The organism is Paenibacillus sp. GCM10027628, from assembly GCF_042676385.1.
Lineage (GTDB): Bacteria > Bacillota > Bacilli > Paenibacillales > NBRC-103111 > Paenibacillus_E.
Map to the genome: position 1 here is coordinate 285,350 of NZ_JBHTHA010000036.1, position 23,718 is coordinate 309,067.

21 protein-coding genes and 1 other annotated feature are annotated in these 23,718 nt (G+C 46.9%); of the genes, 7 read left to right on the plus strand and 14 right to left on the minus strand.

Going from position 1 to position 23,718, the window contains the following annotated elements:
• Window positions 1-32 precede the first annotated feature (32 nt).
• From ACFQZT_RS24240 to ACFQZT_RS24250, 3 genes are all read right to left on the minus strand, one after another.
• Window positions 33-1,193 carry a Gfo/Idh/MocA family protein gene (locus ACFQZT_RS24240; protein ID WP_379303989.1) on the minus strand — a complete coding sequence of 387 codons (1,161 nt, stop codon included), beginning with the start codon at window positions 1,191-1,193 and terminating at the stop codon, window positions 33-35.
• A 281-nt stretch (window positions 1,194-1,474) separates the two neighbouring features.
• Complete coding sequence (locus tag ACFQZT_RS24245; protein WP_379303991.1) at window positions 1,475-1,915, minus strand: CBS domain-containing protein; 441 nt, start codon at window positions 1,913-1,915, stop codon at window positions 1,475-1,477.
• A gap of 110 nt (window positions 1,916-2,025) precedes the next feature.
• Window positions 2,026-3,195 (minus strand): M20 family metallopeptidase, encoded by a 1,170-nt coding sequence (locus ACFQZT_RS24250; protein ID WP_379303993.1) that lies wholly within the window; start codon window positions 3,193-3,195, stop codon window positions 2,026-2,028.
• 207 nt (window positions 3,196-3,402) lie between these two features.
• On the opposite strand from ACFQZT_RS24250, the gene ACFQZT_RS24255 reads away from it, so the two are divergent.
• Together ACFQZT_RS24255 and ftsW are read left to right on the plus strand one after the other, a co-directional pair.
• Window positions 3,403-3,750, plus strand: coding sequence for a YugN family protein (locus tag ACFQZT_RS24255; protein ID WP_379303995.1), 348 nt, complete (start codon window positions 3,403-3,405; stop codon window positions 3,748-3,750).
• 13 nt (window positions 3,751-3,763) lie between these two features.
• A complete protein-coding gene (gene ftsW, locus ACFQZT_RS24260) occupies window positions 3,764-4,921 on the plus strand; it encodes a putative lipid II flippase FtsW (RefSeq protein WP_379303997.1) in 1,158 nt (385 codons plus the stop codon).
• Between the two features lie 28 nt (window positions 4,922-4,949).
• Here the strand turns inward: ftsW and ACFQZT_RS24265 are convergent, their stop codons facing one another.
• A complete protein-coding gene (locus tag ACFQZT_RS24265; RefSeq protein WP_379303999.1) occupies window positions 4,950-5,330 on the minus strand; it encodes an Asp23/Gls24 family envelope stress response protein in 381 nt (126 codons plus the stop codon).
• 206 nt (window positions 5,331-5,536) lie between these two features.
• On the opposite strand from ACFQZT_RS24265, the gene cax reads away from it, so the two are divergent.
• Window positions 5,537-6,583, plus strand: coding sequence for a calcium/proton exchanger (gene cax / locus ACFQZT_RS24270; protein ID WP_379304001.1), 1,047 nt, complete (start codon window positions 5,537-5,539; stop codon window positions 6,581-6,583).
• Window positions 6,584-6,639: 56 nt separating this feature from the next.
• On the opposite strand, the gene ACFQZT_RS24275 is transcribed toward cax, so the two are convergent.
• The 4 genes from ACFQZT_RS24275 to ACFQZT_RS24290 all read right to left on the minus strand — a co-directional run bounded on the left by ACFQZT_RS24275 (window position 6,640) and on the right by ACFQZT_RS24290 (window position 10,264).
• Window positions 6,640-6,927 (minus strand): Fpa/YlaN family protein, encoded by a 288-nt coding sequence (locus ACFQZT_RS24275; protein ID WP_379304003.1) that lies wholly within the window; start codon window positions 6,925-6,927, stop codon window positions 6,640-6,642.
• A gap of 122 nt (window positions 6,928-7,049) precedes the next feature.
• Window positions 7,050-7,298 carry an HPr family phosphocarrier protein gene (locus ACFQZT_RS24280; RefSeq protein ID WP_379304005.1) on the minus strand — a complete coding sequence of 83 codons (249 nt, stop codon included), beginning with the start codon at window positions 7,296-7,298 and terminating at the stop codon, window positions 7,050-7,052.
• A 114-nt stretch (window positions 7,299-7,412) separates the two neighbouring features.
• Window positions 7,413-8,087 carry a TVP38/TMEM64 family protein gene (locus tag ACFQZT_RS24285; protein WP_379304197.1) on the minus strand — a complete coding sequence of 225 codons (675 nt, stop codon included), beginning with the start codon at window positions 8,085-8,087 and terminating at the stop codon, window positions 7,413-7,415.
• Window positions 8,088-8,275: 188 nt separating this feature from the next.
• Window positions 8,276-10,264 (minus strand): sensor domain-containing diguanylate cyclase, encoded by a 1,989-nt coding sequence (locus tag ACFQZT_RS24290; RefSeq protein ID WP_379304007.1) that lies wholly within the window; start codon window positions 10,262-10,264, stop codon window positions 8,276-8,278.
• Window positions 10,265-10,619: 355 nt separating this feature from the next.
• On the opposite strand from ACFQZT_RS24290, the gene rpsD reads away from it, so the two are divergent.
• Window positions 10,620-11,219 (plus strand): 30S ribosomal protein S4, encoded by a 600-nt coding sequence (gene rpsD / locus ACFQZT_RS24295; RefSeq protein ID WP_379304009.1) that lies wholly within the window; start codon window positions 10,620-10,622, stop codon window positions 11,217-11,219.
• Between the two features lie 50 nt (window positions 11,220-11,269).
• On the opposite strand, the gene tyrS is transcribed toward rpsD, so the two are convergent.
• Window positions 11,270-12,532 (minus strand): tyrosine--tRNA ligase, encoded by a 1,263-nt coding sequence (tyrS, locus tag ACFQZT_RS24300; protein WP_379304011.1) that lies wholly within the window; start codon window positions 12,530-12,532, stop codon window positions 11,270-11,272.
• 51 nt (window positions 12,533-12,583) lie between these two features.
• Window positions 12,584-12,867, minus strand: a binding site (T-box leader).
• A 126-nt stretch (window positions 12,868-12,993) separates the two neighbouring features.
• Here tyrS and ACFQZT_RS24305 point away from each other — a divergent pair.
• Window positions 12,994-16,152, plus strand: a complete 3,159-nt coding sequence (locus ACFQZT_RS24305) for a transglycosylase domain-containing protein (RefSeq protein WP_379304013.1) — start codon at window positions 12,994-12,996, stop codon at window positions 16,150-16,152.
• A 536-nt stretch (window positions 16,153-16,688) separates the two neighbouring features.
• On the opposite strand, the gene acsA is transcribed toward ACFQZT_RS24305, so the two are convergent.
• A complete protein-coding gene (gene acsA / locus ACFQZT_RS24310) occupies window positions 16,689-18,413 on the minus strand; it encodes an acetate--CoA ligase (protein WP_379304015.1) in 1,725 nt (574 codons plus the stop codon).
• Between the two features lie 222 nt (window positions 18,414-18,635).
• Here acsA and ACFQZT_RS24315 point away from each other — a divergent pair, with 222 nt between their 5' ends.
• Both ACFQZT_RS24315 and ACFQZT_RS24320 read left to right on the plus strand, forming a co-directional pair.
• Window positions 18,636-19,274 carry a GNAT family N-acetyltransferase gene (locus ACFQZT_RS24315; protein WP_379304017.1) on the plus strand — a complete coding sequence of 213 codons (639 nt, stop codon included), beginning with the start codon at window positions 18,636-18,638 and terminating at the stop codon, window positions 19,272-19,274.
• Window positions 19,275-19,337: 63 nt separating this feature from the next.
• A complete protein-coding gene (locus ACFQZT_RS24320; protein ID WP_379304019.1) occupies window positions 19,338-20,525 on the plus strand; it encodes an acetoin utilization protein AcuC in 1,188 nt (395 codons plus the stop codon).
• 83 nt (window positions 20,526-20,608) lie between these two features.
• Here ACFQZT_RS24320 and ACFQZT_RS24325 read toward each other — a convergent pair whose 3' ends face one another.
• The 4 genes from ACFQZT_RS24325 to ACFQZT_RS24340 all read right to left on the minus strand — a co-directional run bounded on the left by ACFQZT_RS24325 (window position 20,609) and on the right by ACFQZT_RS24340 (window position 23,688).
• Window positions 20,609-21,310: a 5'-methylthioadenosine/adenosylhomocysteine nucleosidase gene (locus ACFQZT_RS24325; RefSeq protein ID WP_379304021.1), complete on the minus strand. Its 702-nt coding sequence runs from the start codon at window positions 21,308-21,310 to the stop codon at window positions 20,609-20,611.
• Between the two features lie 104 nt (window positions 21,311-21,414).
• A complete protein-coding gene (gene ccpA / locus ACFQZT_RS24330) occupies window positions 21,415-22,422 on the minus strand; it encodes a catabolite control protein A (RefSeq protein ID WP_379304023.1) in 1,008 nt (335 codons plus the stop codon).
• A gap of 191 nt (window positions 22,423-22,613) precedes the next feature.
• On the minus strand, window positions 22,614-23,021 hold the full coding sequence (locus ACFQZT_RS24335; protein WP_379304025.1) for a hypothetical protein: 408 nt from the start codon (window positions 23,019-23,021) through the stop codon (window positions 22,614-22,616).
• A gap of 136 nt (window positions 23,022-23,157) precedes the next feature.
• Window positions 23,158-23,688 carry a type 1 glutamine amidotransferase domain-containing protein gene (locus tag ACFQZT_RS24340; protein WP_379304027.1) on the minus strand — a complete coding sequence of 177 codons (531 nt, stop codon included), beginning with the start codon at window positions 23,686-23,688 and terminating at the stop codon, window positions 23,158-23,160.
• Window positions 23,689-23,718 lie beyond the last annotated feature (30 nt).

A 23,718-nucleotide genomic window follows, 5' to 3' on the forward strand; every position in this document is an offset into this window, starting at 1 on the left:
GGCTGACCTCCATTTTTGCGTTTCAAGATCATTTAGTGGGAACCTTTTACTTCTAAAGTTTGATACGTCGCTTCTTTCTTAACGTTGGATTGCTTTATTTTTTCTTGCAAATGCTCATAGAATAATTCTTCATCAATCGGGAGATCCACCCAATTATCCGTCCATGTGGAAAGGAGCATCGCATTCGAAAGCATCAGTCCTTTAATGCCCTCTTCACCTGGAGCAACGAGCGGAGTGCCGTGGAGAATGGCATCCACCCAGTTTTGCGTTATGCCTTTGTGCCCTGTCTCTTTGCCTTCAATTGGAATCTCACACTTCCAGCATTCCGGTTGTCCGAAACCGCCTTGGTAAGTCTCATTGAATTCTCTTTCGGAAACTCTTAGTCTCCAGAACGTTAGTTTGCCGTCCTCGATCACGATTTTGCCGCGGTCCCCGGATAATTCAAAGCGGTTCGTTCCCGGCGCTTCCCCGGTTGTAGTCACGAATAAGCCCGTTGCGCCATTCTCATATTCCACAAATGCAGTTACATCATCTTCAACCTCAATATCGCGATGTTTGCCAAAGTAGCAGAAAGCGCGCACTCGTTTGGGCATCATATCGATGGTCCACTGCCATAAATCCAACTGATGAGGATCCTGATTGATCAGCACGCCTCCGCCTTCTCCTGCCCATGTAGCCCGCCAGCCACCGGAATTATAGTAACTTTGGGAGCGGTACCAATTCGTAATAATCCAGTTCGTTCTGCGAATTTCCCCGAGCTCGCCTGAAGATACGAGATCTTTCAGCTTCGTATAAAGCGGATTCGTCCGCTGGTTGTACATCATGCTAAAAACTTTTCCCGATGCTTTGGCAGCATCGTTCATTTGTCGAACCTGCTTGGTATATACGCCGGCAGGCTTTTCACATAACACATGCAAACCGTTCTGAAATGCTTTTATTGCCACTTCCGGATGATCATAATGAGGTGTCGCAATGAGAACGCCATCAATTTCGTCTGAAGCAAGAAACAAATCGAGATTGTCGAATAATCGGACCCCTTCGCCAAGGTTTTCTTTTGCCCATTGCAAACGATCCGGTCTTGTTTCACAAATAGCCGTCAGTTCAGCGCCTTTTACTTCATTGTTGACCAAATAATTGGCATGTCCAGTACCCATATTCCCAAGACCAATGATGCCGATCCGCACTTTTTCCATGTTTACGCCACCTTTATAATTGTAATTCGAATTCCAGCACATAAGCACATGTTCACTGTAGCATATTTGGTTAGGCATCATCTTGTCGCGGATTGACTACCTTATTGCGAACTTTGACAGTTACTTCTTTTCATGCAATAAAGTCCCCCAAAAGTGACCCTTAACCTTTGAAGCATATTCCGATTACTTTTGGGGGAGCCCCCATTTAACCGCAGCTTCGCAAATTTTCTGTACAACAAAAAAAGACCGGTTTCCCGGTCTCTTCTTCGACGTAAACGATATTATTTGCTTCCAACCGGCGTCTTGTCGACAGAGATTTGGCTTAAAGCTTCGCCGGCTTCATCATCATAGATGCTCCGAACTGCAAGGTCGCCGATCGCGACAACCCCGACTAGTTCGCCGTTCTCAACGACCGGTAGGCGGCGAATTTGTTCCTTGGCCATGATTTTTGCCGCCTCATCGACCGTCGTATTCGGGTCAATCGTCGCAACATCTTTGGATATGACCTGATCAACAGCTGCAGATCCGGATCTCTTCTCGGCATAGCCGCGGATCACCAAGTCACGGTCGGTGACAACGCCTATTAATTTCTTGCCTTCAACAACCGGTACAAATCCTATATCGTGCTGTTTCATTTTCAGTGCAATTTCGAATACATTATCTTGCAAAGTAACCGTGACGCAATCTTTTGCCATGATATCTTTTACTGTTTTGCCTGCCATATCCGTCATTCCTCCTCAGATTATCGTAAGGATTCAGATTTCTTGCCCGGGGTTACAAACCCACAGAAACCTGCTTCAATGTTAGACTCTGTTGAAAACGGAGAAAAGATTCATGCCATATAATCCAAAGCCATGCCGAGCAGGAGTCTTGCTGAATTCAGCATTGAACGTTCATCAATATCAAACTTCGGATGATGGTGGGGATGTATGATCCCAGCCTCTTCATTACCTGCGCCGACAAACATATAACAGCCTGGTTTCTGGTGCAAATAATAGGAGAAGTCTTCTCCGGCCATAATAAGCGGAGACTCATGTACGGCTTCCTCACCGAACAGTTCCGTACCAACTTTGAAAAAACGTTCCGCTTCATTCATATCGTTGACAACCGGCGGGTATCCCATCTTATAGTCGAACACATAGGAAGCTTGAAACATACGGCAGGTCGAATCGGTAATTCGCTCCATGCGTTCCTTTACATCTTTTTGAAGTCCGGAATTAAATGTTCTTACCGTTCCGCTTAATGTGCTCGTTTCGGCAATAACGTTAAAGCTGGAGCCCGCATGAAAAGAGCCAATACTGACTACACAAGGCTCGACCGGATCCACTTGTCTGCTGACGATTGATTGAAGATTAACGACTAATTGAGAACCGACATGGATACTGTCGACCGCTTGATGCGGCAAACCGCCATGTCCGCCTTTTCCTTGAATGCGAATCGTAAATTCGTCAGGCGCGGCCATCATAGGTCCCGCTTTGGCGAATACGTGCCCGACCGGAAACGGGGTCCACAGATGTACGCCAAACACTGCATCTACGCCTTCAAGCGCGCCATCTTGGATCATAGCATTTGCCCCGCCCGGTGTCGTCTCTTCCGCATGCTGAAAGAGAAATACGAGGTTGCCTTTCAGCTTCTCTCGGTGTTGACTCGCCACTTTGGCAATGCCGAGCAGCGTTGACGTATGTGCGTCGTGACCGCAAGCATGCATCACCCCGGAGACGAGCGAACGGTAAGCACTGTTTTTCTCGTCTTGAATCGGGAGAGCATCCATATCGGCTCTTAAAGCAACTGTAGGACCTTGACCAGTGCCGCGGAGCAGCCCGACAACGCCGTTCCCGCCTACCTGCGTACGAACTTCAATACCCCAACTGCGCAAGTGATTGGCTACAAATTCCGCCGTGCGATATTCATGAAATGAAAGCTCAGGGTTTTGGTGTAAATACCTTCTCCACCCTACCATCTCTTCAAAACATTGCTGTAATCCGATCTCGAATTCGTTCATTGGGATAATCCTCCGCCATCCTTAGTTCTCGCGCTTTTTCACTATAAGCTTAGTAGTTTTACCTATTCTACCAAATTCACGGCCGCATTTCATCTGCAAAGTGCCATCAAATAGTTGAAAATACAGTTTGCTCTTGACTTGCAGAACCATTAGAAACATACTATCATGAATTAAGAATGCATACGTACAATATGGAGGCGTTAAACAGTGATTATTGAAACAAATGGCTTAAAAGGCTTAAAAAGCGACCTTGCTCATCTGGACGAAGTCACAACCAAGCTTGGATTCGTTCGTTGGCAGTGGGAGTACACTCGCGCGACTTACGATCTCAAAATTGAAGATAAAGCTGGCAAAGCCGTCTATTTCCTGCGCGTGAACGCTCGTGTAGAATCCGGCAAATTAGAATCCCCTTATGCGGTTCTTTATCTGGAAGATGCTTACATAGGAAGAGAAACTTTCCCTCACGGTCTGGATTACAACTCACCGGTACCTGATTCCGTGATGAAAATTTCCAACCAAAAATTAGCGCAACTGCAACAATTACTAGCGGAATAAGCGGGGAATCGGCATGAATCCCGCTCGGAGAGGAACGCCGGATTTTCTGTTATTATTTTTGACTTTAGTTCTTGTCTGCTTTGGACTGGCTATGGTGTTCAGTGCCAGTTCAATGACAAGCGCCTACAAGTGGGCTGATCCATGGTATTTTACCAAAAAGCAGTTGATCGCTGTTGGCTTGGGCTCGATTCTCATGCTTTTTTGCATGAACATCCATTATACCAAGCTTAAAAAACTGGTTATCCCTGCTTTCTTTGTTACCGTTGTCTTGCTCATCTTCGTTATTTTTACAGAAAAAGCAAATGGAGCTGCAAGTTGGTTCAACATCGGAAAATTTGGTATCCAACCAACGGAGTTTGCCAAATTGATAGTCATCCTTTATCTGGCTTCTCTGATCAGCAATAAAGAAGAGAAGTTCCGGGATTTCAAAAAGGGGCTGCTCCCCGCCCTGCTTATTGTCGGATTTGTCAGCTTGTTGATCATGCTGCAGCCGGATCTCGGCTCTTGTATGATCCTGCTCGCTTGCTCGGCAATCGTCATCTTCGTAGGCGGTTCGAATTTAAAGCACATCTTCACGCTAGGGGCAGGCCTTGTCGCCATCTTGGCGATGGTCGTCACGATTTATTTACTCAAAAGCAGCACTTCAGGTGATGGAGGCAACTATAGAGTACATCGTTTGACATCGTTTCGCGATCCTTTTTCCGATCATTCAAACACAGGTTACCAGGTCGTGCAATCCTTATATGCATTCGGGCATGGCGGATTGACTGGGGCCGGGTTCGGTCAAGGGATTCAAAAGCTTCATTATTTGCCCGAAGCGCATAACGACTTTATCTTCGCCATTATCGGAGAAGAACTTGGCTTCGTGGGAAGCTCTCTTTTCATTCTGATCTTCTTGCTCTTTATCTGGCGAGGCATACTCGTTGCCGTACGCAGCCCGCATATGTTCGGCATGGTAGCCGGTGTCGGCATCATGGGGATGTTCGCTTTCCAAGCGGTCATCAACATCGGTGGCGTAACGGGAACCATTCCTTTGACCGGCGTGACGCTGCCCTTCATTTCTTCAGGCGGATCCTCGATGATGGTGTGTCTGATCAGTATGGGCATCCTGCTTAGTATTTCACGCGAACAGACACACAAAACGGATGCTCCCAGCAAAAAAAGACCCTAATCGAATCATTTCGATAGGGTCTTTTTCCTTATTTAACCCGGTGCGGGTCGTCCAACACTTCTTCTTCCCTAAAAGCTACGCCTTCCACTTTCACGTTAACCTCAACAACGGACAGCCCTGTCATATTCTCAACTGCTTCCCGAACGTTCTCCTGAAGATCCCGACATACGTCCTGAATCCGGGAACCGTAGTTAACGATAACTCGAAGATCGATGGCCGCTTCCACTTGACCAACCTCTACGGAGACGCCTCTTTGCACGTTTTTACCGCTTAGACGCTTGGCCAAACCCTCCGAGATGCCTCCGGACATGCCTGCAATTCCTGGCGTTTCCAGGGCTGCAAGTCCTGCGATGGTCGATACTACGTCATCAGAAATACGAATTAAGCCGGTTTGATTGTCTTCGGACATACGGATCAACTCCTAATATAGAGATCTTTGAGCAAAGCGTAAAGTCTCTCCGCTCTTGTATAAATCTATTGTAATAAGTTCAAAAGATGAAAGCAAGAATTGTGCAATTTTGTGAGAGAATCGAATTTACTTTACAAGCCAAAATCTGTATATTTAAAGAAGTCAAAAAATGCCACATCTCATTTTTCGAAGTCGGAGGGTTCAAGTTGAAAGGAAAGTTATTTAATGTGGGTTTAATCGTCACCTTTGCACTTAGTGCATTGGCGCATTTTATGAATTGGAATCACACGCTGCAATTCATCATTGCTTCCATAGCGATCATTTTTGTGGCGGGCTTTCTCGGTAAAGCTACCGAAAGCGTAGCGCACTATGCGGGTGAACGCGTTGGGGGATTTCTGAATGCAACCTTTGGGAATGCAGCCGAATTAATTATTGCGATCTTTCTCGTCAAAGACGGACTCTTCGATGTCGTAAAAGCCAGTTTGACAGGCTCGATCATCGGAAACCTGCTTCTTGTGCTAGGCCTTAGTGTATTCGCTGGAGGCCTGAAGTTCAAAGAACAGTCCTTTAATGTGAAACTTGCCTCACACAATTCGTCGCTCATGCTTCTCGCTGTGATCGCGCTGTTCATCCCAGCTGTTTTTGCCGGCAGCCTAACTACCAAAGAAACGTCATCTATGAGTATGATCGTTGCGATATTACTCGTAGCCGCTTATTTGCTCTGGCTCCTGTTCTCGATGGTTACACATAAAAATGTGCTGGCCGACGAGGTTGTTGAGCATGGTGAAGCCGCTTGGTCCAAGTCAACCTCCATCCTCTTTCTCATTCTGGCTACCGTCATGGTTGCCTTTACGAGCGAATGGCTGGTCGGAACCTTGGAAGAGGTCACGCATAAATTCGGTCTCTCTGAACTGTTTGTCGGAGCTTTCCTCATTGCCATTATCGGTAATGCCGCCGAGCATAGCGCAGCTGTTATGATGGCCCTGAAAAATAAGATGGGCGCAGCTGTTGAAATCGCGATCGGCAGCTCCTTGCAGATCGCTCTGTTCGTTGCTCCCGTGCTCGTACTCGTCAGCTTCTTCGTGGGAGGAACGCCGATGAATATTGTTTTCTCCACCTATGAGATTGCAGCCATTGGGGTCGCTGTATTCATCACCAAGTCCATCTCACAGGACGGCACAACAAATTGGTACGAAGGATTGCTTTTGCTTGTTGTCTATATCATATTGGGTGTTGTTTTCTTTCTGGTCTAGCCCTATCGCGCAATTTAACAAATCTCACCTACAAAAAAAAGTAACCCCTCGTTGGGTTACTTTTTGGCATTTAGCGCCTCATATAGCTGAGCAAGGTTCCGCTCCAACTTACTGAGAATTTGTTTACCTGTCATTTCGGCAACGAGCCCCGCACGGATGGCAAAATCAATTTCTCTGGAAAGTCCGTACATTTGCGTATCGAGCACTTCCTCATACAGCGGACATTGACGAGTTGTCAAATTCTCCATCTGCACTTCGATCAGCTTTTCGATTTTATCTGCATCTTCCTGAAGAAGACTAAGCGCTTTTTGATTCAAATTAAGCATTAGATCAGATGAAGACATTCCAACTTTCCCCCCATACGCTAAGTCATCCGTCCTTATATGATCTATATTAAGCGAAATTGCTCCAATATACAAGAGAAGGTACCCTCAGAGATTCTGAGAATACCTTCTTTTACATTCGGCTATTCTTCTACAATGTTAACGCCCAGATTGTGCTTGGAGAATACTTCAGCCATTGCTTTTTTCGCTTCATCTGCATCAGGACCGTGTACATGAAGATCGTAATTGCTGGAGCTTAGCAAAGTTGTAAACAAGCCCAGAATACTTTTCACATCGATATACTTATTATCATACTGGAGTACGATAGACGATCTGAATTTGTTAGCAGTTTGTGAAATTTCAACGATAGCAGCATTATTAGCACTTGGCATATTACATTCCTCCATTTAATTACAAATAAAATCGGTCGCCTTGCTTCCTATATGATAACTTGGAAAGGTGGGATAACGCAACAACAAATTTCCTTCATTCTCCATTCGGAAAGCCTACTTCCTACTCGATGTAAGCACTTTCTTCACAGCGTTACCAATCAGGATCAAAACAACGAAAACAACCAAAAGGAGCAAAAGCCTTCCCTTGTTTTTATGGAAATGAAACAAATCATGAGCAATCATCGATTCCAAAAAAACGATCGGCAGCTTTCCGATCAAAGTGCCCCAAAGAAATTGGATAAATCGGACGCGCGTAAGACCTGCGGCAAAATTAATCGCTGAAGAAGGAAGAACAGGAATCAATCTGCCCAGCAGTACATATAAGAAACCATGTTTCTCCATCCGCTTGCTGAACTGGGAAACAAGAGGGAGCTTCTCCAACTTCTTTTCTACCCAAGCATGTCCATAATAACGAGCAAAATAAAAAGAAGCAACCGCCCCTAGGCAGGACATCGTATAATTTACAATAAACCCCCATTTGATTCCGAATATCGCTACATTCGTCCCAGCAATGAGTACAAAGGGAATAAACGGAAAAAAGGTTTGCAAAACAACTAACGCCATACCGATCCATTTGCCTGTCCAACCAAGAGCCCTCAAGTGCTCGGATAATTGCCGCATATTGGTATGTGTAAGTTTAACGCCAATAGGGTTATAAAAGAAAAAATAAACCAAACCCACCACGAAGATGAGCACGATTGCAATTTGCCAAATTCGGCTTTTTTTCATATACGACAAATTTCGACCATCCTTCCCTTAGATCCAATTATTGTACCATGTTAGAGAAGGTTCAGGAAGAGGAATTTGGATTCGCGACTGATTCCCTTCCATATGAGCTTTTCCATTCAATGGCGAAAATATGAGAGCAATGAGTAGACGAAAAAAGCACTGTCCTGAGACAAGTGCTTCTTAATCAATTAGCCGGCCTTAATTTGGTTTCGCCCGTTATTCTTAGCTTGATACAGGGCCATGTCCGCCCGGTAGAAAAGAGATTCCACGCTAATCTTATCCTCTTCCCAATTCCAGTCGGACACCCCGCATGAAACAGTAACCTGCGGGCTCGTCTCTTGTTGGACGCGATGGCGGATACGCTCTGCGATTCGAAGTGTTTGATCTTTGGCCACTTGCGGCAAATAGACAGCCAGTTCTTCCCCGCCCCACCTTGCCGCGATATCGCTGTCGCGAATGCATGATTTAATGATTTGACTAACTTGAATCAATATTTTATCGCCAACTTGGTGACCATACGTATCATTAACTCTCTTGAAATTATCGATGTCTACGACAATCAGCGACCCGCAGAAATCTTTTTTCTGCATTAAATTGGCTTGTTCGTCCAAGTAGTGCCGCACGTACAATCCAGTTAAATTATCCGTAATCACCATACGCTTCACTTCGGCGTGTAGAGAGGCGTTCGACATCGCAAGCCCAATGTGGCCGGATAAAACTTGCAGCAGCTTATAGTTATCGTAAGAAAAAAAATTCGGCTTGCTGTGAACAACAAGAATAACACCTACGACTTCTCCATTCACAAGAATCGGCGAGCCGATCAGTGATCTGGATCCGGTTAATTGCATTAGCTTCGAATTCACTTTGGAACTTGCCCAGTAATCACTAATAATGGTCGGTTCCTTCGATTTATAAATAAGTCCCGAAAAGCCCTGATCGATCGTGAAACTCTCATGGAACATCGCGGGAAGATTGCTCGCTTGAACAATTAACTTTTCATTCTTTTGATCGATTTGCAAAATGCAGCTGTAATCAGCGCTAAATATGTCCAAAAGCTCGCTAGAAGCGAAATTATAAATTTCATTCAGCCGCAAGCTTTGATTCAACTGCTTTGTAATTTCGTTTATAAGACGAAGCTCGTTAATAAGCAAATTTGATTGCTCATAAAGTTTGGCGTTTTCAAAAGCTGAACCCGCTGTATCGGCCAGTAATGAAATGAACTGCAGATCGGATGCATGTATCAAATCATGCTCTGACTGCAGGTACAAAACGCCATATACGCCCTGTTTGCCGGACAACGGGACAGCGATATTGCCGGCGCTCGGCCCCACTAAATCTGAGGTAGGTTCGAAAATCAAATGCCCTTCCATAAAGGCGCGAGTGCAAATATCATCTTCTAAACTTTGAAAATTCAACGGCTTTACACTTAAATTCTTACTATCGTTATCCTGCGAGAGCAGCAAATCCACTTGAATCTTGGGATACACACTATGAATGCTCTCAATGACTTCGGTTAATACCGAATCCACATCGATTTTGGCGTGCAGCTTTTTTGACGCTTCAAATAATACGTCCTGATTCTTGGACTGCCGTTCGCTTTGCCTGTTAATTGTCAACATGCGTTCATATTTACGCCTTTCAATGGAAACCTGTAGACTGCCGTGGAAAGAAATAACGAGGCAGTAGAGCAAATTTGCAAGCTCATCAGGCTCTCTAAGCGTTTGGGAAAATAGTCCTAAACATCCGAGTAGATTGCCACCTGCATCTGACAACGGAATTGCTGCGCCTGAGAACGCTTTTAATTCGTTTGCAGCCATTTCATCACCGCGCATGAACTGAAATATCGGTTCGTAAGCGCAGCTTGTAATCGGATTGGGTCTTCTAACATTTGAGCCCCAAATGGTTCCAGGCAGAAGCAATTGATTACCAAAAGTACAATCATTTGCGAAAGAACCCGCCACATTCAAAGCCGAATCGACGCATAACATCGCGGTTTGAGGCGGAATCATCGCTTGGCCGGCACTTCCGATCCACTCGTTAAAAGCGTCTTGCAACGCCTTAAGAGGATCATTCCCCATATCGGATAATGCGGTAGAAAGAACAAGTCCTTGACGAAAGAAATCTTCGAAGTGCTTCGCACGTCTATGCTGTTGGTTACTACGAAGTAATTCGCTCATAGGCTTCTCCTTTACCGGCAAACTAGCAACCCAATGTCTATTTCTATGATCTTTACCTAATTAATAATACTATTTTTCTGTGCTTATTGCACTATTTTTTCGAAAGGAGTCGAAGGATTGAGACTTGACACGGTAGGCTCTTTTTTATAAAATTAGAAGTCGAGTACAAACATGATATCGGTGAAAGCCATTTGTGATCACCCTCACTGATTTTGCTCCTGCCAAGACAGCGGCTGAACTACTCTTGCCAGGGAATCCTACCTATCGATTCGTAAGCAAAATCGGGCACATGTCTTCACCCTGACACCCAGAGCTTTTACTAACTAAATGTGAAAAAGAAGGAGTTTTTCCTAACATGGCACGTTATACAGGTCCCAAATTTAAATTAAGCCGTCGTCTTGGCATTTCCTTGAGCGGCACTGGTAAAGATTTGAAACGCCCTTTCCCTCCAGGTCAACACGGCCCAGGACAACGTAAAAAATTGAGCGGCTACGGCGTTCAATTGCAAGAAAAGCAAAAACTGCGCCACATGTACGGTTTGAACGAAAAACAATTCCGCAACCTGTTTGACAAAGCTTCCAAGCTGAAAGGTATCTCCGGTGAGAACTTCATGATCTTGCTTGAAAGCCGTTTGGACAACTTGGTTTACCGTCTTGGTCTTTCCAACTCCCGTGCGGGCGCTCGTCAATTAGTCGCTCACGGTCACGTAACTGTAAATGGCAAAAAAGTAGATATCCCTTCCTACATCGTTTCTACTGGCGACGTTATCGCGCTTCGTGAAAGAAGCAAAGGTCTCTCCGCTGTGAAAGAAGCTCTTGCAAACCGCAACTACTTGCCAACTTACCTGGAGTTCAACGAGTCCAGCGTAGAAGGTAAATACATCCGTTTGCCAGAACGTTCTGAACTGCCACAAGAAATTGACGAGAAACAAATCGTCGAGTTCTACAGCCGTTAATCATAAACCCCTTAGGGATTTCCCTAAGGGGTTTTCTTTTAGTCTTTTGCCTATTTAGCAAATTGAATGAGGTAATAATTCTTTTTACCGCGGCGGACAATCAAGTACGATTCGCCTAGCTTGCCAAGTTCGCTAGCATTCGCTTCTACTTGCGTAATACGCACCCCATTTACCGTAACGGCTCCGCTTTCAATATCTTGACGCGCTTGACGCTTGGAAGGCGCCGCTCCTACCGCAATCAACAAATCGACTAAGGCGATGTCTTCTTGTTCGAGTGTCGTCGAAGGCACATCCTTGAATGCCTCTTCAATTTCGGTACGAGACAATTCTTGTATATTACCGCTAAATAAAGCGGCTGTAATGTTTAGCGAGCTTTGCAGCGCTTCTTCCCCATGCACCAACTTGGTAACTTCGCGCGCCAACACTTTCTGTGCCTCTCTTTTTTCCGGCTGTTGCTTCACTTCTTGCTCTAACCGCTCTATTTCTTCATGACTAATGAAGGTGAAATATTTGAGGAAGCGCACGACATCATTATCGTCGGTATTTACCCAGAACTGGTAGAATTGGTACGGCGACGTTTTCCCGGCATCCAGCCAGACCGCTCCGCCTTCCGTTTTACCGAACTTCTGGCCATCGCTCTTTGTAACAAGCGGCAGGGTGACGCCATAAGCGCGATTGTCCGTCGTTTTACCGATCAGCTCCAGCCCGGCTGTAATGTTACCCCATTGATCGCTGCCGCCAATTTGCAAGGAACAGTTTTTCGTTTGGCTCAGTTTCAGGAAATCGTAGGATTGTAAGATCATGTAACTGAATTCTGTAAAGGAAATGCCTTTTGTAATCCGGGAATCCACGGAATCCTTAGCAAGCATGTAGTTCACAGTGAAGTTTTTGCCCACATCACGCAGAAACTCGATCACATTGAGCGAGCCGAGCCAATCGTAGTTGTTAACAAGCTCTGCTGGGTTGCCCGACTGTTCTGAGAAGTCCAGAAAACGCGACAATTGGCTCTTAATGCTTTGGGACCAGGCTTCTACAACTTCAGGTCCGTTAAGCGTTCTCTCATTTGCCTTACCGCTCGGATCGCCGATCAAGCCTGTTCCCCCGCCAACAAGCGCCAGAGGAATATGTCCGGCAAGCTGAAAGCGTCTTAATGTCAAAATTGGAAGCAAACTGCCGATATGCAAACTATCCGCTGTCGGGTCAAATCCGCAGTATAAAACGACTTTCTCCTCACTCAGCTTTTTATCGAGACCCTCCCGATCTGTAATCTGATGCAGCAAGCCGCGAAACTCCAAATCCTTTAAAATACTCACTTTCATCCATCTCCTTTTCTAAAAAAAAATGCAAAAAAGCCTTCTCATCCACAAAGGGACGAGAAGGCATAACTCGCGGTACCACCCTAATTAAAACAGCTGCTGCGTACTTTTATAACGAGAACGTTAGAATCGTACAAAGCCGACCATTTTCACTCCAGAACCGGTAACGGGGCTTACCCGGCGAACACTACTGCCGCAGCTTAAGTTGCTGCAGGTTCCCATTCGCTGCTCAAGACCGTAATTCACTAACATGCAGGTACCGGTTCGCACCTTCCACCGGCTCTCTGAAAGCATCCGCACACTACCTACTGCTGATCCATCCACGCATTTGTTAAAAGTTATATCATAGCTTGCTAATGTTGTCAAACCTATCGGGAGCCTGCTCTCTTTCATCATTACCGCAAAACAGGCAGATATGGTATACTATTACCGTTCATGTAAGGAGGAAATTGGAACTTATGCGCAATTTTTTTGCAAAATGGAATCGCCCCTGGGTGAGAACAACGTTCAAAGTAACGTGGATTACCTTAAAGTGGACTTTGATTACGGCTTTTCTGGCCGGATTGGTAGGCGGCTTCGCGGCATTCGGATATGTAAGCGCTCTGGTCAAAAAAGACCCCGTACGCAGCCAAGAATCGATTCGCCAGCAAATGCAAGAAAATGCCGTCACGGGCTTTGCTTACTTCAATGATGACAACGTCATCGGTCAATTACGAACGGAGGAAGACAGACGTCTCGTCGCGCTGGCTGACATTCCGCAAGTAGTTCTGGACGCTGTGTTGTCTATTGAAGACAAAGACTTCTACAATCATCGGGGCATTGATTTCCGCGGCCTTTACCGCGCAGTTACACAGAAGCTGCTCAATGAGGAAGTACAAACTGGCGGAAGTACGATTACCCAACAGTTAGCCAGAAGGGTATTCCTTACATTAGACCGCGACGATGGCCGAAAGGCCCGGGAGATTCTGCTCGCACTGCGAATGGAACGGCTGATGTCTAAAGATGAAATCCTGCTTGCCTATCTGAACAAAATTCCGTACGGAAACGGTGCAACCGGGTATAACCTGTATGGAATCAAGGCCGCAGCCAAAGGCTTGTTCGATATTGACGATCTGGACAAACTGAACGTTGCCCAAGCGGCTTATCTGGCCGGGCTGCCGCAGTCGCCTTCGCAATACTCGGCATTCACGAGCAAGCCATCTTTCGATGATGACAATTTCAAGCGGGCTGTCACGCGTCAACAGCTAGTCCTAAAGCGGATGTTGGAAGAAAAGAAAATCACGAACGATCAGTACCAAGAAGCATTAAAATTTGATTTAAAGGCTTCCATGCCGGCTCCTTCGCAGAAAGCTTACACGACGTATCCTTATCTGATGATTGAGACCGAAAGAGAAGCAGCGGATATCCTGCTCAAAATTCAAAAACCGGATCTCGATCCCAAGAAAGATCAAGCTGCGTATAACGAAGCGCTCAAAGGTATACAAGCGCAGCTGCTGCGCGGCGGATACCAGATTTATACGACCATTGATAAAACGATCTATGATTCCATGCATGAAATTTCGGGCAATGCGAAAAATTTCGCTCCGAAAGATGATAAAAAAGGCATCGAGCAGGTCGGCGCCATTATGATCGACAGCAAATCCGGCGCGATCAAGGGCATGATTGAAGGGCGAAATTTCTTTGATGAGCAGCTCAATCATGCGACACAAGCTTTCAGACAACCGGGGTCAACGATGAAACCGATCGCCGCATACATACCAGCGTTAGAAAAAGGAGCCATCCAGCCTGCCACGGTCGTGGACGATGTGCCTATCATTCTGAAAGACGGCGTTAAAGGATTCCATCTGCCGGAAAACTGGGACCATAAGTTTCATGGATTGATGACCGCTCGAAGAGCTTTGAATCAGTCCTACAACATCCCTGCGATCGACCTGTTTCTGAACAAAGTCGGCATCAATGACGCTTGGGATTTTGCCAAGAAACTAGGCATCACTTCCATTCAGAAGGAAGATTACTACGCGCAAACCGGCGTCATCGGCGGACTAAGCCGCGGTACTTCTGTGAAAGAATTGACGGGTGCTTATGCGTCCATTCCAAATAAAGGCGTCTTCAATGAGACATTCATGATCCGTCAAATCAAGGATACGAACGGTAAAATTATTTACGAGCACGAGCAAAAACCCACACAGGTCTATTCCGAACAGTCCGCTTATCTCATTACCGATATGATGAAAACGGTCATCAGCCAAGGCACAGCTACTGACTTGATGAAAAAGTTTAAGTCGTACGGTAAAATTGAAATTTCCGGGAAAACCGGTTCGACGCAAGACGACGCCGATGCCTGGTACATGGGCTTCACACCGGATATTACAGTAGGCGTATGGATCGGTTATGATCAACCGGTCAACAAATTAAGCGCCAAGACGCTTCAGACTTATCACGCCAAAGATATTTGGGCGCTCATCATGAACAGCACCATTGAGCAAAAACCGGAGCTCTTCCCGAATAAGACATTCGCGAAGCCGGATGGGATCGTGTCGGCAACCGTGTCCAGTCTATCAGGCAAACTCCCGAGCGAATTAACGACCAAGACCGACAATCTGGTCACCGATATTTTTAACAAAAAATATTTACCCACCGAAGAAGATAATGTCATGATGAACGCGAAAATCAGCACATACAACGGCCTGAATTATCTTGCGCAAGACGGTACGCCTGCTGATTTCGTGCAAGAGAAGACGGTTATTAAACGCCAGAAATCGATCAGTCAACTGCTAAAAGAAGTGGATGAAGCGATGAGCAAGCTTCCAGAGAAAAGCAGAAAGCCGATCGATAATTACAAACCGCTCGATTATGACGATGATGCCCCTTCGGAGGTCGATCCTCGCGTCGATGACGGCAAACCACCGGTAACGCCTACGACCGTTGTAGCAACCAAATCCGGGGATACGGCAGTCATAACGTTCCAAGCAAGTCCTAGCTCTGATCTAGTCGGTTACCGTCTCTACCGCTCGGACAATCATGGCGGCAAATTCCAGCTTCTCGGCGGTAAAGTCGTTCTGGCAGGAGCTGAGACGAAGTTTACCGATCAGGTCCCTGCATCCAGTTTAATGGGCTATTACGTAACTGCGGTGGATGTTGCCGGTAAAGAATCTGCGCCAAGCCGTACAGCCTATACGGATGGAAGTTCGCTCGACACGTTGTTCGTCCCCCCTGTGGACGGCAGTCAAATTCCCGGAAATCCGAACCCGGGAACTGATACTAACAATGGAGGAAGCGGCTCTGAGGGCTCTACAGGCGCTGGAAGCGGCAGCCATGGCGACGAAACCGGCAGCAAGGCCAAAGACCTCCCTGCTGCTCCTACGGGCATCAAAGCCAAGGAAGACGGCGCAGGCCTTGTGCTGACTTGGAAATCGAACGCCTCTAAAGACAAAGTAAAGCAATACAACGTCTACTACAGCGACAAAGAAAAGGGCACATACACCAAGCTCGGCTTTGTAAAAGATGCCACTGAATATCACTATTACGCGACAGCCTACAATGGCTATTACAAAGTAACGGCCGTGAACGACGCAGGGGAATCCAAACCTTCTGCTGCAATTGCTTATAACAACTAATGGATCAAGGACCCGGGTAACCGGGTCTTTTTGTTCAGTTTAGAATGTTTAATCCTTTACAGAACTTAAAGCGTTAAGGATACCTTTTCTAAGAAATTCGGGGAATGTTTAATAAAATGGTGACAAACGTATTTAAACGCTATTCAAGGGTCATGGTTCACTTTTTTTGAACTAAATATGGAGCGAGTTAGAGTTGTAAAGCATGTGAAGGGGAAATGAAGTCGCGTCTATAACGATGTTTTGAATGCTTACAGATGAGAATAAAAGCAGTATTGTGCGCTGAGCGAAGCTGGAACGATGATTATCATCGTAAGAGACGGGTGGGGATGTTGTCATCGTGTCTGAAACGATATTTTTCATCTTTGCAGACGAGAAGATGGAATATCGACAAAGACAAGTTTGATCCCAAAACGTACGGCTTTAGATAAGGATCTGCCCATCGGCCAGATTTTCTCATTAAGGCGCCGAACGAATAGAAAATCCCTCTTCCTCCGCATGATGCGGTAAAAGAGGGATTTTTACAAGCCTTATAGGTATTAGTCTTCGATCGTGGACAAATCGCCAGTCGGCAAGTTGAGCTCCCATGCTTTGAGGACACGGCGCATAATTTTACCACTGCGCGTCTTTGGCAGTTTGTCTTTAAATTCGATCTCACGAGGCGCTGCATGTGCAGAAAGCCCTTCTTTGACGAATTTGGATATATCCGCTTTCAGCTCATCCGATGGGGAGAAGCCTTCGCGCAGAGCGATAAATGCTTTAATAATCTCGCCGCGCATCGGGTCCGGCTTACCGATTACACCTGCTTCAGCTACGGCCGGATGTTCCACCAGCTTGCTCTCCACTTCAAACGGTCCAACGCGTTCGCCAGACGTATTAATCACATCGTCCACACGGCCTTGGAACCAGAAGTATCCATCTTCATCTTGATAAGCGGAATCCCCGGATACATACCAGCCCGCCAGACGGAAATACTCTTCATACTTCGCCGGATTGTTCCATATTTTGCGCATCATCGACGGCCAAGGTGTTTTGATGGCCAAATTCCCCATCCGGTACGGAGGAAGTACATTGCCGGCGTCATCGATAATTGCCGCTTCCACACCTGGAATCGGACGACCCATGGAACCCGGTTTAATAGCCATAGAAGGATAATTGCAGATCAATTGCCCGCCCGTTTCCGTCATCCACCAAGTATCGTGAATACGTTGATTGTATACTTTAAGTCCCCAACGAACAACTTCCGGATTGAGCGGTTCGCCTACGCTAAGTACGTGACGAAGCGAGCTAAGATCGAATTGTTTAACGACATCGTCACCGGCGCCCATCAGCATGCGGAATGCAGTCGGAGCGCTGTACCAAACGGTTACGCCATATTTTTGAATCGTATTGTACCAATCTTGAGGACTGAAACGTCCGCCACGAATGACATTCGTAGCTCCATTAAGCCAAGGTGCGAAAATGCCATACGAGGTGCCGGTAACCCAACCGGGGTCCGCTGTACACCAGTAGATATCATCCTCTTGAAGATCCAATACAATTTTCCCTGTATAATAGTGCTGAAGCATGGCGTTATGCACATGGAAAACGCCTTTTGGTTTGCCCGTTGATCCGGATGTATAATGAATGATAAGTCCATCTTCACGATCCACCCACTCGATATCCAGCTCTGAAGAAGCGCTCTCCATTTGCTTGAAGAAATCCACTTGCCCTTCGCCAAGTTCGATATCTTGACCGACTAAAATGACGTGTTTCAAATGAGGAAGATCGCTTACAGGAACGCGGGATAACAAGCTTGGGGTTGTGACAATCGCAACCGCTGCGCTGTCTTCCAGACGGTCTTTGACAGCCGTTTCCATAAAAGCTTCGAACAATGGGCCTACGACGGCTCCCACTTTAATCGTACCTAAAAGCGCATAGTACAGTTCCGGGGTCCGTGGCATGAAAATGAAAACGCGCTCCCCTTTGCTAATGCCCAAATTGCGCAGCACGTTGCCAAACTGATTTGATTTCGCTTTCATTTCTCCGAATGTAATGGCTTCCTCGCGCTGATTGTCACTGTAGTACAGAGCAATCTTGTCCTTTTTGGAGGAATCCGCATGACGGTCGATCGCTTCGTAGGCTAAGTTGATCTTGCCTGTTTCAGACCAGGAAAAGTGCTGCTCGATCTCTTTCCAATCAAACTCTGCACGAGTTTGCTCATAATTTTTCATGTTTGGGTTAGGCGATACCGCCTCAATGAGTTCGACTTTCATTTGATCCATGTTCGTAAAACCCTCCTCACAGTTTTAAAACGTTTTCATTTTAGTGACTTTTTCGCGCAAAATGTGACCGCTTTTTGACATATTCTATTATATCATAATGGGAAATTTTCGCCTATGCCCAATTCAGCATTTATTTCCAGTGAAATGTGGTAAGATAGAAGTTGACCTTATTTGGAAAAGGAACTATTCATCATGTTGTTTTTTAAAAGGAGAGCTAAGGTTATGCAGCATATCAAGAGGTATCACACGCAAAGCTTTCGCGCTGCTCCGAATCAACCAGAAATCGTCATCGAAGGACCTGTTTCGCCGGAGTGCTTGCAGGAGCTTACGATGCATGTCAAATTAGATGCCTTTCGCAAACCTCAAGAGCAGCTTGAGGCTTTAATTGAAATCGCCCAGCTGCCGGAAGGTCGCATTATATTAGCGCGAGATGGCTCAACGATTGTCGGTTATGTTACGTTTCATTATCCCGACGAAATTGAACGTTGGTCGCAAGGCAACATGCAGGATCTGATTGAACTAGGCGCCATTGAAGTGGCTGACGATTATCGCGCCATTGGCTTAGGTAAAAAGATGATCCGCCTCGCCTTTGAAGATGAGCAGCTCGAAAATGTGATCTGCTTCACTACAGAGTATTATTGGCATTGGGACCTGGAAAACAGCGGTTTGACCGTCTGGGAGTACCGTCAAATGATGGAGAAGCTGATGAAATGCGTCGACATGGTTTGGTTTGCTACAGATGATCCTGAAATTTGCTCGCACCCGGCAAACTGCCTGATGGTTCGGATCGGCAAAAAAGTGCCGCTCTCCTCTGTCGAGCAATTCGACCGCATTCGTTTTCAACAGCGTTTCATGTATTGATTGTACCGATGGGTTCAGCATCTTTTAAATAAGTCTGGTTAGCTTCATGGGGGAGTATTGGATATGAAAAAGAAGGAATCTAGTCCCGTCTTCATCTACGATGATCAGGAAATACAATATAAGTTTAACGAAGATCACCCGTTCAACCAAGACAGGCTCCTCATGACCGTCGACCTGCTGCGCAAAGCCGGCGCGCTCCCTGACAGCGCGCTGAGATTGCCCCGGCCCGCTAGCGATGCGGAGCTGCTGAGGGTACATGCCCCCGCTTACATCGAAGCTGTGAAAGCGCTTAGCTGCGCCGTGCCGGAGGATCGCTGGCTTCAAGAAGCGGCACGCTTCGGCCTCGATACCGACGACACGCCGTACTTCGCCGGGATGCACGACATCACGGCGAAGGTCGTTGGCGGCTCCATCACCGCAGCGGAGCTGGTGATGTCCGGCGCCGCCTCGCACGCCCTCCATCTGGGCGGCGGGCTGCACCACGCCCTGCGCAGCAAGGGCGCGGGCTTCTGCGTCTACAACGACGCCTCGGCGGCGATTGCGCATGCCAAAGAGACGTATGGCGCGAAGGTGCTGTACGTCGATACCGACGTGCATCACGGGGATGGCGTGCAGTGGGCCTTCTACGCCGATCCCGAAGTATGCACGCTGTCCATTCACGAGACGGGGAAATATTTATTCCCCGGCACGGGAGCCGTGAACGAACGCGGCGAAGGCGACGCGTTCGGCACGAGCATTAACATCCCGGTAGAGCCGTACACCGAGGATGAATCATGGCTGGAGTGCTTCGGCGAGGTGCTGAACGAGACCGTCGCCCGGTTCCAGCCGGACGTCATCGTCTCACAGCATGGGTGCGACGCCCATGCCTTTGACCCGCTCGCGCATGTGCACTGCTCCATGCGCGTGTACAAAGCCATGCCCGAGCTGATCCACTCCCTTGCGCACCAATGGTGTGAAGGTCGGTGGATTGCGCTCGGGGGCGGCGGGTACGACATCTGGCGTGTCGTACCACGGGCTTGGAGCCTGCTCTGGCTCGTCATGAGCGAGCAGGCTCTCGTGCAGCAGCTGGATGCGCAGCCACAGCTGAAACTGCCCAAGGCGTGGTTAGACGCCTGGCAGGGCAAGAGTCCGGTCCAGCTGCCAGAAACGTGGCTGGACCCTGTGGAGGCTTGGGCGCCGATTCCGAGGCGGCAGATCATCACCGAAAAAAATCGGCAAACGAAAGAAATTGCCATGATGTACTTAAAATGATTTCGTTTACCTTTCTTAAGACAAAAGCTCAGGATCGCCGCCAAACCGGCATCTCCTGAGCTTTTTCGCCCTTTTTAATACGATTACAGTTGTTTCACGATATCCTCAACCATCTTGTACGAATTTTCCGAAGCTTGCACCGTGAACTCGGCGAAGTTCACATGAGCCGAACCATCCGCTTTATCCGACATGGAACGGATGACCACAAAGGGAATAGCATGCATAGAGCATACTTGAGCAACGGAAGCGCCTTCCATCTCTACGCAAGCACCATCCAGTTCTTGGTGAAGCCCGGCAACAACTTCGCGGCTGGCTATAAACTGATCGCCAGACAGTACTCTTCCCAGTTTCACTTTTCCTGCAAACAGCTTTTCACCCGAAGCTACAGCAAGTTCAACAAGCTGACGATCCGCTACAAATGTGGATTTAGCTTCGTAAGGAATAACACCCCGCGGAAAACCAAGCGCGGTTACATCCATATCATGCTGCAAGCACTCATTGGATACGACGATGTCTCCGATGTTCAATTCCGGATCAAGAGCCCCTGCCACGCCGGTAAAAATAATGGCTTCAACTCCAAATTCAGCTATCAGTATTTGCGTAGTTACAGCTGCATTCACTTTGCCTACACCTGTACGGCATACAACCACTTGTTTGCCGAAGTATTCGCCTTCATGAAACGTGATTCCCGCTTTTATCGTCTCTGTCACCTGGCTCATGTGGGAGAGCAACAACTGTATCTCTTCGTTCATCGCTCCGATGAGCGCGATTTTGCTCCAAGTCATGTTTAACCATCCTCTTTTCCTTCTTTAAATGAGAAAACCTCTATCGCGTTAGCCCCTTCAGGAGCGCCCGCGTGTAGAGGTTCGTTCTGATGCAGCAACTTGCATCATGAAGACTGCGCCACCGAATGACGGTGAATAATCTCATGCGGCAAAATAACTTGCATGTTATCCGTCGACTCTTTGTTCATCAATTTGGTCAGGAGACGCATCGAAACGGCGCCGATGTCATACATCGGTTGAGCGACTGTCGTTAAAGTCGGTCTTACCATAGAGGCCATACGGATGTTATCCACACTGATAACCGCAATATCTTGCGGAACTCTCAGACCATTATCTTGGATCGTATGAATGGCGCCAATTGCCATTTCGTCCGTTGCCGAGAAAATTGCAGTCGGCCTAGGCGATAGCTCCAGAAAATGTTTCACTGCATCCACACTGGACTCGTATCGGTAATTCCCGACACGCACATACTCGTCACGAACAGAAATACCTGCAGCTTCCAAAGCTTTCTTGTAGCCTTGATAACGGGCATAACCATTCGCCGGATCCTGTAATGTACCGGAAATCATCGCGATTTCACGGTGACCGTTAGCAATCAATACATTAACAGCATCGAATGCCGCTTTCTCATGATCAATGTCCACGGAAGGCATCGTTTGGTTTTCGTCTTTCGTTCCACACAGTACAACAGGCACGGAAGAAGTCCGGAACGCCTGAATGTGCTCTTCGGTTACAACGCCACCCATGAACAGCAGGCCATCGACCTGTTTTTCAAGCAAGGTGTTGATTACACGAATTTCTTTTTCTTTCTTCTTATCCGCATTACACAAAATGATGTTGTAATGATACATATTCGCGATATCTTCAATTCCGCGCGCCACTTCAGCGAAAATAGAGTTGGAAATATCGGGAATGACAACACCGACCGTTGTCGTTTTCTTACTTGCAAGACCTCTTGCCACCGCATTTGGGCGGTAACCTAGCCGTTCAATCGCTTCAAAAACTTTTTTGCGTGTTTGCGGCTTCACGTTCGGATTGTTGTTAACAACCCTGGAAACGGTCGCCATCGAAACTCCTGCTTCTCTAGCTACATCATAAATGGTTACGGTCACGGTTACTCTCTCCATATTCAAAAGTATTCTGCGATCCTAGCATATTACAGTTATGATACGACAAATTCAGGCATCTTGCAATGAATATTGAAAATGCTTTGAAAATAATTTTACAGATTTTCATAAACTTTTTCAAATGCAGCCCTCAAAGAACAAAAAACCAACCTCCAGGGAGATTGGCCATACACGTTCTATGTCGAAATTGTACTCTGCGTAATTTGTGACAACCGCTTGCGAATTTCTTCCGTCCAAGGTTCATCGCCTAGCGATTGGGCGAGCAGCAGGATGTCCAGAAGTTCGTTGATGCGCTCCTCAACGATCTTTTCCATGGAATCGTTCATGTGCTCTTTTTCCGTCACTTTGAGCAGCAAATAGGCAATTTCCGATAGCTCATGGAAAAAGAATTGCTGCTTCTCAGGCTTACTACCCAGCTTTCCGATTAATCCGGTCAATTCGGGTTTAACATGAGGGACAACTTCACTTCTGCCGCACGCTTCACATGAATAGATAGGCACGTTTTCAATGTCGACTTTGTTTTGATAAATCACCGTACGCAGACGAAGGTTCATCGTGCGTCCGCACTTGCAATACTTTTGCATCCTAAACACTCCTTCATGACAGGCGGCCTGTACACACTTTGCTTGTACTATGATATTCTACTATATCGGTCGATTTCCTTCCGAATTATGAGTAGTAGTTTTTGCCACCTATGGAAGTCGGATGCTAGATTCACTGCTAGTTGACGTATTTCACAAGCTCATCCACGAAACGCTTTGAAAATGCCGGAAGATCCGGCGGGCGACGCCCTGAGATGATGTTCCGGTCGACGACCACTTCTTCATCGACCCAAATGGCTCCCGCATTTTCGATATCGTCGCGAATGCCCGGCGTCGAAGTCATGGTGTAGCCTTTCACGATTTTCGCAGAGATCAGAACCCAACCGGCATGGCAGATTTGTGCGATCGGCTTCGTATCGGCGTGGAACTCCTTGGTCAGGCGAAGCACATCCGGATAGCGGCGAAGTTTATCCGGAGCCCAGCCGCCCGGAACGTAGAGTCCGATATAATCGGATGAAAGAACTTCGTCAAACGCATAATCCGTTGTAATGGGTACGCCATATTTGCCATGATAAACGGTTTTCGCCCTAGGTCCAACGATATCTACAACAGCTCCAGACTCCCTTAATCGTAGAACTGGGTACCACATCTCCAAATCTTCAAATTCCTCATCCACGAATGCCAATACTTTTTTACCTGCTAATTCCAATTCGATTTCCTCCTATTGTTCACTTTGGGC